Source organism: Flavobacterium sp. GP15 (assembly GCF_014281985.1).
GTDB lineage: Bacteria > Bacteroidota > Bacteroidia > Flavobacteriales > Flavobacteriaceae > Flavobacterium > Flavobacterium pygoscelis.
This window is the reverse complement of record NZ_JACFTC010000007.1, coordinates 94502-108149: the sequence shown is the minus strand read 5'-3', so window position 1 is coordinate 108149 and position 13648 is coordinate 94502. Positions and strand designations below refer to the sequence as shown.

12 protein-coding genes are annotated in these 13648 nt (G+C 31.3%); 2 read left to right on the top strand and 10 right to left on the bottom strand.

All coding sequences use genetic code 11. The features are described 5' to 3' along the window. Positions 1-74: 74 nt before the first annotated feature. The 4 genes from H2650_RS13635 to surE form a co-directional block, all read right to left on the bottom strand. The gene (locus H2650_RS13635) at positions 75-593 is read right to left on the bottom strand and encodes a C40 family peptidase (RefSeq protein ID WP_188051371.1); all 519 of its coding nucleotides are present in this window, start codon (positions 591-593) and stop codon (positions 75-77) included. Between the two features lie 39 nt (positions 594-632). After that, the gene (gene lpxB, locus H2650_RS13630; RefSeq protein ID WP_188051370.1) at positions 633-1745 is read right to left on the bottom strand and encodes a lipid-A-disaccharide synthase; all 1113 of its coding nucleotides are present in this window, start codon (positions 1743-1745) and stop codon (positions 633-635) included. Between the two features lie 95 nt (positions 1746-1840). Beyond that, on the bottom strand, positions 1841-2113 hold the full coding sequence (locus tag H2650_RS13625) for a hypothetical protein (RefSeq protein ID WP_188051369.1): 273 nt from the start codon (positions 2111-2113) through the stop codon (positions 1841-1843). Further along, complete coding sequence (gene surE / locus H2650_RS13620) at positions 2106-2885, bottom strand: 5'/3'-nucleotidase SurE (RefSeq protein WP_188051368.1); 780 nt, start codon at positions 2883-2885, stop codon at positions 2106-2108. Before surE ends, H2650_RS13625 begins: the two co-directional genes overlap by 8 nt. A 205-nt stretch (positions 2886-3090) precedes the next feature. Between surE and H2650_RS13615 the strand changes: the two genes are divergently transcribed. Both H2650_RS13615 and H2650_RS13610 read left to right on the top strand, forming a co-directional pair. Beyond that, on the top strand, positions 3091-5268 hold the full coding sequence (locus H2650_RS13615) for a carboxy terminal-processing peptidase (protein ID WP_188051367.1): 2178 nt from the start codon (positions 3091-3093) through the stop codon (positions 5266-5268). Positions 5269-5410: 142 nt separating this feature from the next. Beyond that, positions 5411-6256, top strand: a complete 846-nt coding sequence (locus tag H2650_RS13610; RefSeq protein ID WP_188051366.1) for a DNA/RNA non-specific endonuclease — start codon at positions 5411-5413, stop codon at positions 6254-6256. A gap of 7 nt (positions 6257-6263) precedes the next feature. On the opposite strand, the gene rodA is transcribed toward H2650_RS13610, so the two are convergent. The 6 genes from rodA to purH all read right to left on the bottom strand — a co-directional run bounded on the left by rodA (position 6264) and on the right by purH (position 13476). Next, entirely contained in the window at positions 6264-7499 is a 1236-nt protein-coding gene (rodA, locus tag H2650_RS13605) for a rod shape-determining protein RodA (protein WP_188051365.1), read from the bottom strand. A 5-nt stretch (positions 7500-7504) separates the two neighbouring features. Beyond that, a complete protein-coding gene (mrdA, locus tag H2650_RS13600) occupies positions 7505-9457 on the bottom strand; it encodes a penicillin-binding protein 2 (RefSeq protein WP_188051364.1) in 1953 nt (650 codons plus the stop codon). Further along, positions 9454-9960, bottom strand: a complete 507-nt coding sequence (gene mreD / locus H2650_RS13595; protein WP_188051363.1) for a rod shape-determining protein MreD — start codon at positions 9958-9960, stop codon at positions 9454-9456. The genes mrdA and mreD overlap by 4 nt, the downstream gene beginning before the upstream one ends. Beyond that, positions 9953-10777 (bottom strand): rod shape-determining protein MreC, encoded by an 825-nt coding sequence (gene mreC, locus H2650_RS13590; RefSeq protein ID WP_188051362.1) that lies wholly within the window; start codon positions 10775-10777, stop codon positions 9953-9955. The genes mreD and mreC overlap by 8 nt, the downstream gene beginning before the upstream one ends. A gap of 88 nt (positions 10778-10865) precedes the next feature. Next, positions 10866-11894 carry a rod shape-determining protein gene (locus H2650_RS13585; RefSeq protein ID WP_188051361.1) on the bottom strand — a complete coding sequence of 343 codons (1029 nt, stop codon included), beginning with the start codon at positions 11892-11894 and terminating at the stop codon, positions 10866-10868. 55 nt (positions 11895-11949) lie between these two features. Continuing rightward, positions 11950-13476 (bottom strand): bifunctional phosphoribosylaminoimidazolecarboxamide formyltransferase/IMP cyclohydrolase, encoded by a 1527-nt coding sequence (gene purH, locus H2650_RS13580; protein ID WP_188051360.1) that lies wholly within the window; start codon positions 13474-13476, stop codon positions 11950-11952. Between the last annotated feature and the right edge of the window lie 172 nt (positions 13477-13648).

Genomic DNA, 13648 nt, shown 5'->3' with positions numbered 1-13648 from the left:
ATATTTTCAATAAAATAAATTTATTTTTGTATGTATTTTTTTGTTAACGCAATTGATTTAAGAATTGTACTAGATTATAGGATTCTATTAATTTGAACTAAAGTGTTTTTGTAGTAGGGCTCTTTAGTAGAGGAAATTATAACGCCTTTTGAAGTAGAGGAATGAATAAATTTTATTTCCTCGTTAAAGACCTCAATTACAATTCCAACATGATTTATCTGGCTGCTTTTATTGGTTTTAAAAAAAACTAAATCTCCTTTTTGTACTTGATCTTTTTTTTGATTTAAAACAACGCCTATTTTTGATTGCTCATAAGAATTTCGTGGTAATATGATGTTTTCTGAACTAAAAACAGTAAACATTAATCCGGAACAATCATATCCGGCTTTACTGGTTCCTCCATATTTGTATTTTACGCCTACATTATCGGTAGCTAAATCTATTAGATGATCAATTGATTTCTCTGAATTTCTTTTTTCTGTACGGCTTATCTTCTCCTTTGAAATTCCATTTCTAGAAGTTACAATAGGTGATTTTGCTTTACATGAGGCAAATAAACTTGCTAGTATTACTAGTGTAATAAAATGTTTCAAAAGGCGATTTTTTGAATGTTTAAATTGTAAGATATTAATTTATTTTAAACTATTGATAATCAGTGCTGCCGTTTTTTTGCTAGCTCCAACGCCTCCTAATTGTTTTTCTAATAACGCATACTTTTCTAATAAAGTATTTCTATAAGTGCTATTTAATATTTTTTCAAGTTCCTCTTTAATTCGCTTGGTGTTGCATTGGTCCTGAATTAATTCAGTTACAACTTCTTCATCCATTATTAAATTGACCAGTGAGATGTATTTAAGTGTTATAATTCGTTTGGCAATTTGATAAGAACCCCAACTGCCTTTATAGCAAACAACTTCTGGCACCTTAAAAAGTGCTGTTTCGAGCGTTGCAGTTCCAGATGTAACTAAAGCCGCAGTTGCATTTTGCAATAAATTATATGTTTTGTTCGAAATGAATTTTATATTGTCTTGCGTAATAAATTGTTTGTAAAAAGAAAACTCTTGGCTTGGAGCACCCGCAATTACAAATTGATAATCAGGAAAATCAGCAACAACACTTAGCATTACAGAAAGCATTTTTTTAATCTCTTGTTTTCTACTACCTGGTAAAATAGCAATGATAGGTTTGTTACTCAATTGATTCTCGCTTCTAAAAAGTGTTGAATCTATTTGAGGCTGATTGTGTATAGCATCTATCAAAGGATGACCTACAAATTCTACTGGGAAATCATGTTTCTGCTCATAGAATTTTTTCTCAAAAGGAAGGATAACATACATTTTGTCGATATCTCTCTTGATTTCTGTGATTCTGCTTTCTTTCCAGGCCCAAATCTGAGGAGAAATATAATAATGTGTTTTTATATTTAATGTTTTTGCCCATTTTGCTATTCTCAAATTAAAGCCAGGATAATCAATGAAAATAAGTACATCAGGTTGAAATTCAGTGATGTCTTTCTTGCAAATTTTAATATTGTCAAGTATTGTTTTTAAATTAAAAATCACTTCAACAAACCCCATAAAAGCTAAATCGCGATAGTGTTTAACTAAAGTTCCTCCAACGGAAGTCATTAAGTCGCCTCCCCAAAATCGAATATCTGCACTAGGATCTTGCTCGTAAATTTGTTTCATTAAATTTGAGCCATGCAAATCACCTGAAGCTTCTCCAGCAATTATATAATATTTCATGTTGTATTTCGATTAATAATTTACAAATCGAACGATAATAATTTTCGATTTTTTTCAACTTTTTCTGAATAGCAAAGATAGGTTAATATGATTTGTTATATAAATAAAGTAAGTATTGCCAGTACAATTACGGCAAGAAGTACTCCTCTGGCCATCATTTCTTTATTTAATTTTAAAAATAAACCAAAAGCAATAAGAGTCATAATAGAACCTAAAGTTATTATTTTGCCCAGACTGCCTTGTGATTTAAGTATTTGAATTCCAGCTATAAATTTAAAATCAGTAAAAAAAGTTATAAAGATATAAGATCCCAGTAATGTAGTTGCTAAACCGATTAAAAATCCCAATAGTAAGTCTCTTTTATTCATCCCATTTCCAAGTGTTAAGTTGTTGTATTGTGTAATGTGCAGTCAAGTCAAAGTGTACCGGAACTACAGAAATATAATTATTCTCTAAAGCCCATTCGTCTGTGTCTTCTCCTTTATCCTGATTTACAAATTCTCCAGCAAGCCAGTAATAATCTCTTCCTTGGGGAGTTTTTCTTTTATCAAATTTTTCCATCCAACGTGCTTTTGCTTGACGACAAATTCTAATTCCTTTAATTTCTTTTTCTTCTAATTTTGGAAAATTCACATTTAGAACTACTCCATCAGGTAATCCATTTTTTAAAACCTCTAAAGCTATTTTTCTTACAAAGTTTTTAATGGGTTCAAAATTTGCATTCCAGTTAAAGTCCATCAATGAGAAGCCAATTGCAGGAATTCCCTCTATTCCTGCTTCTACTGCAGCACTCATTGTGCCAGAATAGATCACATTTATAGATGAATTTGAGCCATGATTGATGCCGGAAACGCATAAATCTGGCTTTCTTTTCAGAATTTCATTTACAGCTAATTTCACACAATCAACTGGAGTTCCAGAGCAGCTATACTCTTGTATTGGGTCATTAATATTAGAGATTTTGTTTAAATATAGAGTGCTGTTAGTTGTAATTGCGTGTCCCATAGCGCTTTGTGGTGAGTCTGGCGCGACAACTATTACCTCTCCCAATTCTGACATGACTGAAATTAAAGCTCTGATACCTGGTGCCGATACACCATCATCATTAGTGATCAGAATTAATGGTTTATTTTTTTTCATTGCTGATATGTTAAAATATAAAATATTTTATGATATAAATGGCAAATGTAGTCACTGATTGCGTTAATTTTTGAACAAAAGATAAAAAAATGTTATCTTGGTTTATTTACTTCAGTTTGAAAAAACATTTTTATATCTTTAACCGAAATTTATTGAGAACACACTGATTATGGTGAAGTTCTATTGTACTTTACATTAAAAATTCATGAATACTATTATTAACTTTATGAAAAGAAATTATAAAATTATTCTTGTTGTCGTTTGTATAACGGTGACATTATTTGCCTTTAAAATGAATGGCTCGAAAGATAATGACCCAGAAAAAGATAAACTGCTACTTGAGTTATTGACTTTTGTTATTGAAAAACAACATTACAATCCAGCAGCGATTGATGATAATTTTTCGAAAGGAATTTACAAAGATTATATAGAAGCGTTAGACCCGTCTAAGAGATTCTTTTTGCAATCGGATATAAATGAATTTTCAAAGTATGAATATCAATTAGATGATCAACTAATCAATAAAGATTTGACTTTCTTTAATTTGACTTATGCTCGCTTGGTTCAAAGGATGAATGAGAGTACTAAGATTTACAAATCAATTTTAAGTAAACCTTTCGATTACACTACTGATGAAACTATTAACATAGATTATGATAAAGCTCCATATCCTAAAGATGCTGCTGAATTAAATGATAAATGGAGGAAACAAATAAAGTTGTCTACGCTTTCATCTCTAGTTGATAAGCAAAAAATCGAACAAGATAAAAAGAAAAATGATCCAAGTTATAAAGTAAAATCTTATGATGTTCTTGAAAAAGAAACCAGAGATATTTCTGGGAAATCACTAGATGAATACTTTGGATTCATAAAAGATTTAAATAGAAATGATTGGTTTTCTGTTTACATTAATTCAATTACAGCTCGTTTTGATCCTCACACGAATTATTTTGCACCCGAAGAAAAGGCACGTTTTGACGTAAGTATAAGTGGTAAATTAGAAGGGATTGGAGCTCGTCTTCAAAAGAAAAATGATTTTACTGAAATTACAGAACTTATCTCAGGAGGTCCTGCTTGGAGAGGAAAATTACTAGAAGCTGGTGATTTGATCATGAAAGTAGGTCAAGGAAATAAAGAAGCGGTTGAAGTTATTGGAATGCGCCTTGATGATGTTGTTAAAAAAATAAAGGGACCAAAAGGTTCTGAAGTTCGCTTAACAGTTAAAAAAGTTGATGGTACTATTAAGGTGATTTCAATTGTTAGGGATATTGTAGAAATTGAAGAAACGTATGCAAAATCAAGTATCGTTAATAAAAACGGATTAAAATATGGTGTTATTTATCTTCCGAAATTTTATATTGATTTTGTAAATAAAAATGGACGTGACGCTGGTAAAGACATTGCTTTAGAAGTTGATAGATTGAAAAAAGCAGGGGTAAATGGTATCGTTTTAGACGTACGTGATGATGGAGGAGGATCGCTATCTACAGTAGTTGATATCGCTGGTTTGTTTATCGAACAAGGCCCTATAGTACAAATAAAATCTGCTGGTAGAAAAAAAGAAGTCTTGTATGATAGAGACCCTAAGATAGAATGGGACGGTCCATTGGTAATTATGGTAAATGGTTTTTCTGCTTCTGCTTCAGAAATTTTAGCTGCTGCAATTCAAGATTACAAAAGAGGAATTATCATAGGAAGCAAGCAAACTTATGGTAAAGGTACAGTACAAAATGTTTTTGATTTGAATGAATTTGTTCGCAGTAGTTTAGTAGGTGATCTTGGTGCACTCAAGACGACAACTCAAAAGTTTTATAGAATAAACGGTGGTTCAACACAAATAGAAGGTGTAAGAAGTGATATTGTTATGCCAGACCGATATGCTTATTTAAAAATGGGAGAGCGTGATATTGACAATGCTATGCCATGGGATAAAATAGACAAAGCAGATTACAATGAATGGTCTAATAATAATAACTTTAGTCAAGCAATTGTTAATAGCAAGAATAGAATTTTAAGTAATTCTCAATTTCAATTGATTGAGGAAAATGCAAAGTGGATTGATAATAGAAGTAAAGAAAATGTGTATAATTTAAATATTAATAAATTTAAAAGCGCACAAGCTGAAATAGAAGAAAAAGCTAAAAAATACAAGCCTCTTTCTGATTACAAAAATAATTTAATATTCACATCATTACCTTATGAAAAAGTGATAATGAATAATGATGTTACTTTAAAAGAAAAAAGAGACAGATGGCATGAAGCGTTGTCAAAAGATATTTATGTAGAAGAAGCATTAAATGTTTTAGACGATTTACAAACTAAATCTATTTCTAAGACCAATATGTCTACTAAGTTAAAAAAAGATAATTTAGTGAAGTCATAATCTACAATCACTGTTTTATAGTTATAAACGCTTCATATTTTATGGAGCGTTTTTTATTTAAAATAAAAGAATAAAATTTAGTAATAATAGTTTTATATCTATAATAAATTACAAACAATCAATGATATTATTTTAAATTACAATGATAAAAATTACAATCAATTTTATACCAGTCATATTTATAACTTTTTTTTTGATTTCTTGTAATGGTAAAGAAGCTTCAATAGGAAATTCCTACGGCAACAATGCTAAGATTAGAGAGGCAGATTCTATAGAAATCAATACAAAGCCAACAGATAAAATTGATGGTACTTTTGATTTTTATCCTACTTCAACAACTAATCAAATCGTAAATCATGATTACTTTTCTCTTTCATATAATGAGAAATTTGAACAAGCAGAATGGGTAGCCTACGAAATGAAAAAAAAGTACATATTAAATAAACATTTTCAGAGACCTTTTTTTATAGAAGATCCTAAAGTAACTACTAGATCTGCTGATTGGAAAAACTATAAAAACTCGGGATACGATAAAGGTCACTTGTGTCCTGCAGGAGATATGTCTTTTGATGAAAACGCTTACAATGACACGTTTTATACCTCAAATATTTCTCCACAAAAACACAAATTTAACGATGGAGTTTGGAATAGATTAGAGCAAAAAGTACGCTATTGGGCAGTGAAATATGATGGTCTTTATGTTATTACTGGAGGCGTATTAGAGAGTTCCTTACAAACAATTGGAAAAGAAAAGGTATCGGTTCCTAATTATTTTTATAAAGTTCTATTATCAAAATCGGATGGCAAAATAAAACTGATTGCTTTTCTTATCCCAAATGAAGCCAGTGAAAAACCTTTGTATGATTTCGTCGTGTCAGTTGATCAAATTGAGAAAATGACAGGCATAGACTTCTTTCCTAAATTAGATGATAAAATAGAAGAAAAATTAGAAAGCAGCAATGATTATAAAGCGTGGAGTTTTAACTAATATACAGTTACCATTCGTTTACTTTATTAGCATCCATTTTTATAAATATAAATAGAAGAATAGTAAATCCCCAAAGTCCTGATCCACCATAAGAAAAGAACGGCAATGGAACTCCGATGGTTGGAAAGATTCCAACTACCATTGCGATATTTACAAAAAAGTGTGTAAATAAAATTCCTGCTACGCAATAACCATAGACTCTACTGAATTTTGTTTTTTGTCGTTCCGCCAAATAGATTATTCTGAGAAACAGACCCGCAAATAGAGCTATGACTACTAATGAGCCTACAAATCCCCATTCTTCACCCACTGTGGTAAAAATGTAATCTGTATGTTGCTCGGGTACAAATCCTCCTTTAGTTTGAGTTCCTTCCAGAAATCCTTTACCAATCCATCCACCTGATCCTATAGCTATTTCGGATTGGTTTGTATTGTATCCAATTCCTTTCATATCTACTGTTTTTCCCAATAGGATATTAAAACGGTCTCTATGGTGTTGCTTAAATACATTGTCAAATACATAATCTACAGAGAGTACAAAACCAGAAATTAATAGAAATAAAATTGTACTCATAATAATATTTCGATCTGCAAGTCTTGATTTTAAATGAACAATTATTATTATTCCTAATGCAATTAAGATTACATATTGGGGCTCTAAAACAAGTGTAAGTACAAATAAAAGGATGGTGATAAATCCCGTCCAAACATACCAACTAGGAAGTCCTTCGCGGTATAGAACAATTATAAAAATGCTATATATCAAAGCACTTCCAGGATCTGGCTGGGGCAATATAAGTAATACCGGCAAAAATATTATGGCGAGCGCTTGTATCTGTCTATTGGTGTCTTTTAAATTGATTTGGGTATCACTCAAAAATTTTGCTAGCGCTAATGAGGTTGCTGCTTTTGCAAATTCTGAAGGTTGTATTGTAAAACTTCCTATGGCATACCAACAGCGTTGGCCTGCAATCGTTTTTCCAAATAAAAACAAACCGGCTAATGTCAGTAGTGAAACTCCAAATATAATACTTGCGTATTTTTCATAAAATTTTCCATCTACAGAAAGAACAATAAATATTAATGGGATTGTCAGTATAATGAAAATAAGCTGTTTTTGGTAAGTATCTTCCATAGAAGATAATGATGACGAATAGATGTTTAGCCAACCTAAAATAACGAGTAGAGTATATATTATTATACTTATCCAGTCAATATTATTTGATACACTTTGATTTTTCATCTGAATTATATAACTGGTTTTTGCTCCTTAGTTGAATCTATTTTTACTTTAAAAGTGGGAATAATGGTTTTGCTTTTCAAAATCGAATCGCTAACTCTTAACTGAGATTTTACTTTATCAGAAAGTCCACCTAATTTTGCATACCTACTTTGTAAACTTGTAGCAAGGATTCTTGTCTCCAAGTCAGTTCTTGTTATTTTTTGTCTAAGGTATTTTTCTATCATCAAACTCGCAATAGGTCCTGCAATTGCTGCACCATAACCTCCATTTTCAACCATAACGGCTATCGCTATTTTTGGATTGTCTTTTGGAGCAAAAGCTACAAAGATCGAGTGATCTTCTAGTTTTACTCTGACTCCACCAATTTTCGCAAAATTTTCTGCGGTTCCTGTTTTACCACAAATATCAATTCCTTCAACTTTAAGCGATCTGGCTGTACCAACATTATACACATCAAAAAGTCCGCTTATTACGGGCTTGAAATATTTTTTATCAATAGTAGTTACATGTTTGGTTGTAAAACTTTTGTCAATAGCATGTCCTTCTATTTTTTTTATGATATGAGGCGTGTAATAATATCCTTCATTAGCAATGGTTGCCATCATATTAGCAAGTTGTATAGGAGTCATTACAACTTCTCCTTGACCTATTGCGTTTGATACTATTGTGGTGCTTCTCCAGCCACCGTTTGGATACATTCTTTTATAGGTTTTAGAATCAGGAATTTTCCCTTTTTTTCCTGTTGGTAAGTCATAACCCATAAACTGGCCTAATCCAAAACTTTTTAAATGGTTACTCCAAATATCAACTGCTTTTGCTGGATTGTTATATTTGTTAATCGTTAACATATAGGTTTGAGCAAAATAAGTGTTGCAAGAATTGTAAATACCATTATGTAATTGTTGGCTAGGACTATGTGGATGGCATTTCATAAATCGTCCCCTTCCATAACTGAATCCATTATTGCAAAAGAAAGTTGTATTTTCGTTAATTACACCTTCTTGCAAGCCAACAAGGCCTGTTAAAATTTTAAATGGTGAACCTGGAGGATACTCAGCCAGTAATCCTCTATCATAAAGTGGTTTAGCAATAGAATCGTGATACAAAGCGGTATAGTTTTTAGAGCGTTGTCTTCCCACTAGAATACCAGGGTCAAATGAGGGTGCTGTAACCAAGGCTAATATTTCGCCAGAACTAGGCTCAATAGCAACAATTCCACCTCTTTTATTAATCATTAATTCTTCCCCATACTTTTGAAGCTGCGCATCTATAGAGAGATTAATATCTTCCCCTTGCACGGCAATTGTATCGTATTTACCATCTTTGTAGGATCCTATTTCGCGATTAAATTTGTCTTTCTGGAAATATTTAATCCCTTTTACACCTCGCAAAAGATTTTCATAGCTTTCTTCTACACCTTGTCTTCCAATCAAATCACCGCTATTGTAGTAAGGATTTTTCGAAACCAATTTTTCATTCACTTGAGTGATAAAACCAAAAATATTAGCGCCAAAATTCACTTCATAATCACGAAGCGATCTTTTTTGGAAATAAAAACCTTCATATTTTCGTATTTTCTCCTGAAAAGCAGCAAACTCACTTTTGTTTAATTGAGATAGAAATACAGATGGTAATCTTGGACTATAAACTTTAGATTTCTCCATTTTTTTAATAAAGTCCTCTTTGGTCATGTGAAGTAACTGACAAAATTCTAAGGTGTCTAATTTCTTTACTTCACGTGGAATTACCATGATGTCATATGAAGCTTGATTGGCTACGAGAAGTTTTCCTTTTCTATCATAGATATAGCCTCTCTCTGGATATTCATATTTTTTTTTAATTGCATTATTTTCTGACTTTAATTTTAAAGTGTCATCAATAACTTGTAAATAAAAAATACGAATTAAAAGTAAAGAGGTCGCAATAATAATTAAAGAAGGCAACAAGACTTTTCTCATCTTTTATTTGGCTTAATAAGATATATGATTATAATACAGATTATAATGGTGAATACAGTACTTAATAAAGTCGTTATTAAAGTATCTAATATATAGGTCAATTGAAATGCTTCTAGTAAAAATAAAGTAAAATGGTGTATTACTACAGAAAGCAAAATAAACGAAAATCGTTGTGGTGTTATAACATCATTTAATTTTATAGTTTGATACTCATAGCTCAAACCAAATGCAAACTTAAAAATAGATGGTCTAAAATAAGCTAAAACTAAACAAGCAGTTGCATGAGTTCCTCCAGAATTACTAAAAAGATCCATTATAATTCCTAATAAAAAACTAGAGGCTATTAAGGCAGATTTATTACCGTTTACAGGGTATAAAATGATAAATAGAATATAAGGGAATGGACTTATATATCCCAAAAAATTCATATTGTTGAATATGATGATCTGAAGGGCTAGCAAAAGTACAAAACGGAAAATATTGACCAACAGCGTACTATTCATCTTTTTCTCTTTTTTCTAAATTAATAACTTCTTGACGGTTTTTACTTTTTAGGATATAAACATGTCCTAAGTTCGTCATGTCATTAAAAAGTTTAATATCTAACGTATAAAAGTTAGTTTGTGTATCTCTATAAATTTTAGCAATTGTTCCAATATTAATATTTTCAGGGAAAATGACTGATTGCCCTCCCGTTACGATTGTATCTCCTATTTTTATGAGAGCTAATCTTGGAAGATCTGTTAGTTGCACAAAACCAGTACTTTTACCATTCCAGTTTAGAGAACCAAAATGATCTGATTTTTTGATTTTAGCATTAATCTGTGTTCTTTTATTTAAAATACTTATAACGGTAGAATAATTAGTCGAAGTATTTTCTATGATTCCTATGATTCCTAAACTATTAATAACACCCATGTCAGGCTTTACACCATCTCGTTCACCTGAGTTTAGTGTTAAGTAATTTTCGTAAACATTATAGGAATTGTGAATTACCTTAGATACAATTATATCATCTAGTTTTACTCCTTTTAGACTGTCTAAAGCTTTTGCAGTAGCAGTGTCTTTTTTATTAAATAATATGCTTTTTAATTTAGCATTTTCAAGAGCAAGTTCATCATTTTGAGTTTTTAAGTTTAAATACTCATTTAGATTATTTACTTTTTCATAAACGCCTCCGCTTAAAAAATTAGCTGAACTTATTATTTTGCTTCTGTGAAAGGAATGAGACTGAATCGTTAGAGTTAACGATGTACCTAAAAGCAGCAAAAACAGTATTTTGTTACTGTTTTTTAAAATAAAATTAAATATTTGCTGCATTGTCTAAATTTGAATATTTAAATAAATTTAAAATTGAATTCTAAATTCTAAAGACTTTAAACAAGTTTTAGAATTTAGAATTTATTTGTTATTTTATAAGAATGCTTTTAAATTTGTTTACATTTTTAAGTGCCATTCCAGTTCCTCGAACTACTGCTCTTAAAGGATCTTCGGCAATGTAAACTGGTAAATCTGTTTTTTGAGAAATTCTTTTGTCAAGACCTCTTAGCATTGATCCACCTCCTGCAAGATAAATACCAGTATTGTAAATATCAGCAGCTAATTCTGGTGGAGTCTGAGATAAAGTTTCCATTACCGCATCTTCAATACGCTGTATAGATTTGTCTAATGCTTTTGCAATTTCTCTATATGAAACTTCAACTTGTTTAGGTTTACCGGTAAGTAAATCTCTACCTTGAACAGACATATCTTCTGGTGGAGTTTCTAAATCTTCTATAGCAGCACCAATTTGTATTTTTATTTTCTCAGCAGTACTTTCTCCAACAAAAAGGTTGTGTTGCGTACGCATATAGTATACTATGTCATTTGTAAAAACATCACCAGCAATCTTAACTGATTTGTCACATACAATTCCACCTAAAGCAATTACCGCTATTTCAGTTGTTCCACCACCGATATCAACAATCATGTTTCCTTTAGGTTGCATAATATCAATACCAATACCAATGGCCGCAGCCATAGGTTCGTGAATCAAATATACTTCTTTACCATTTACGCGTTCGCACGATTCTTTTACAGCACGCATTTCTACTTCTGTAATTCCAGAAGGGATGCAAACTATCATTCGTAACGCAGGTGTAAACATTCTTTTCTTTAATGCAGGTATGCTTTTTATAAACATACTTATCATTTTTTCTGAAGCATCAAAGTCAGCAATTACACCATCTTTCAAAGGCCTTATGGTCTTAATGTTTTCATGTGTTTTACCTTGCATCATGTTGGCTTCTTTACCTACAGCAATGATTTTACCCGAAACCCTATCGCGAGCAACTATAGAGGGGCTGTCAATTACAACTTTATCATTATGTATGATTAAAGTATTAGCGGTACCAAGGTCTATCGCAATATCCTCGGTCATGAAATCAAAAAATCCCATAAGTTTTTTAAGGGTTAAAAGTTATAATAAATAATAGCATGCAAAGTTAAACAAATTAATGTTTGAAATGACGCGTTCCTGTAAATACCATTGCAAGTTTATTTTCATTGCAATAATTAATACTTAATTCATCTTTAATTGAACCTCCAGGCTGAATTACAGCTGTAATTCCTGCTTTTTTAGCCAATTCTACACAATCCGGAAAAGGAAAAAAAGCATCACTAGCCATCGAGGCACCATGTAAATCAAATCCGAAGTTATTTGCCTTTTCTATTGCTTGAAGCAATGCATCTACTCTTGAAGTTTGTCCAGTTCCTGATGATATAAGTGTTCCGTTTTTTGCAAAAACAATCGTATTAGATTTTGTGTTTTTACATATTTTAGACGCAAATATCAAATCTTGAATCTCTTGTTCCGTAGGAGTTGTTACTGTAACGGTTTTTAGAGCTTCTTTATTGTCAGTAATGTTATTTCTTTCTTGAATTAAAAGTCCGTTTAAGCAAGTTCTAACTTGTTTGTTAGGTAATTCAACAGTATTTTGTATTAAGATTATTCTGTTTTTCTTTTCCTCTAAGATGGTTTTTGCTTCCTCATCATACTCTGGAGCAATTACCACTTCACAAAAAAGTTTGTTTATTTCTGTAGCAGTAGCAACATCTATTTTAGTGTTAGAAATCAAGACACCTCCAAAAGCGGAAGTAGGATCACAAGCTAAAGCTGCATTGTATGCTTCACCAATTGTTTTTCTTGTAGCTAAACCACAAGCGTTATTATGTTTTAAAATGGCAAAAGTTGGTCCGTCATTTTTAAATTCATTGATCAAATTCACTGCTGCATCAACATCTAATAAATTGTTATAAGATAATTCTTTCCCATGAACTTTTTTGAACATCGCTTCAAAATCACCAAAGAAAAATCCTTTTTGATGTGGGTTTTCTCCATATCTTAAAACTTGACCGTCTGCAATACTTTCTTTGTAAATGGTTTCATCAGTGTTGAAATAATTAAAAATAGCTCCGTCGTAATGAGAGGATACATGAAATGCTTTTGTAGCTAACAATTTTCTATTTTCTAATGTTGTGGCGCCATTTTGCGTTGTAATTAAATCCAATAGTAAAGCATATTGATCAACAGAGGAAACAATTACGGTATCTTTAAAGTTTTTTGCTGCAGCACGAATTAATGAAATCCCACCAATATCAATTTTTTCAATAATATCTGCCTCACTTGCTCCAGAAGCTACTGTCTTTTCAAAAGGATATAAGTCAACTATGACCAAGTCAATTTGAGGAATATTAAACTCTTGCATTTGTTGTACATCGCTTTCATTATCTTGACGATTTAATATTCCGCCAAAAACTTTTGGATGTAATGTTTTAACACGACCACCCAAAATAGAGGGATAAGACGTAACATCTTCAACAGGAATGACAGGAATTCCTAGATTTTTGATAAAATCTTCGGTTCCTCCAGTTGAATAAAGTGTAACATTTTGACTGTTTAGTTGTCTAACTATAGGTTCTAATCCTTCTTTAGAAAATACAGAGATTAATGCTGATTGAATTGTTTTAGTAGTGTTCATTATGTAGTTATTGTTATCAAGTGCAAAAATAGTTTTTTAATGTTAAAATTAAGCCATTTGAAAACGAGATAATTGTATTTTTTTACAGCTATTATATAAGGAGTACTAAAATAATGGATTGGGACTTTAACGAATTGATTTTTCATTAGGATTTTGATTAATATTTATGGAA

What these genes read in the sequence shown, in the direction of transcription:
- lpxB (WP_188051370.1), bottom strand. Translation starts at nt 1,745, where the DNA reads ATGAAATATTATATAATTGCTGGAGAAGCTTCAGGTGATTTGCATGGC.
- H2650_RS13625 (WP_188051369.1), bottom strand. Translation starts at nt 2,113, where the DNA reads ATGAATAAAAGAGACTTACTATTGGGATTTTTAATCGGTTTAGCAACT.
- surE (WP_188051368.1), bottom strand. Translation starts at nt 2,885, where the DNA reads ATGAAAAAAAATAAACCATTAATTCTGATCACTAATGATGATGGTGTA.
- H2650_RS13615 (WP_188051367.1), top strand. Translation starts at nt 3,091, where the DNA reads ATGAATACTATTATTAACTTTATGAAAAGAAATTATAAAATTATTCTT.
- H2650_RS13610 (WP_188051366.1), top strand. Translation starts at nt 5,411, where the DNA reads ATGATAAAAATTACAATCAATTTTATACCAGTCATATTTATAACTTTT.
- rodA (WP_188051365.1), bottom strand. Translation starts at nt 7,499, where the DNA reads ATGAAAAATCAAAGTGTATCAAATAATATTGACTGGATAAGTATAATA.
- mrdA (WP_188051364.1), bottom strand. Translation starts at nt 9,457, where the DNA reads ATGAGAAAAGTCTTGTTGCCTTCTTTAATTATTATTGCGACCTCTTTA.
- mreD (WP_188051363.1), bottom strand. Translation starts at nt 9,960, where the DNA reads ATGAATAGTACGCTGTTGGTCAATATTTTCCGTTTTGTACTTTTGCTA.
- mreC (WP_188051362.1), bottom strand. Translation starts at nt 10,777, where the DNA reads ATGCAGCAAATATTTAATTTTATTTTAAAAAACAGTAACAAAATACTG.
- H2650_RS13585 (WP_188051361.1), bottom strand. Translation starts at nt 11,894, where the DNA reads ATGGGATTTTTTGATTTCATGACCGAGGATATTGCGATAGACCTTGGT.
- purH (WP_188051360.1), bottom strand. Translation starts at nt 13,476, where the DNA reads ATGAACACTACTAAAACAATTCAATCAGCATTAATCTCTGTATTTTCT.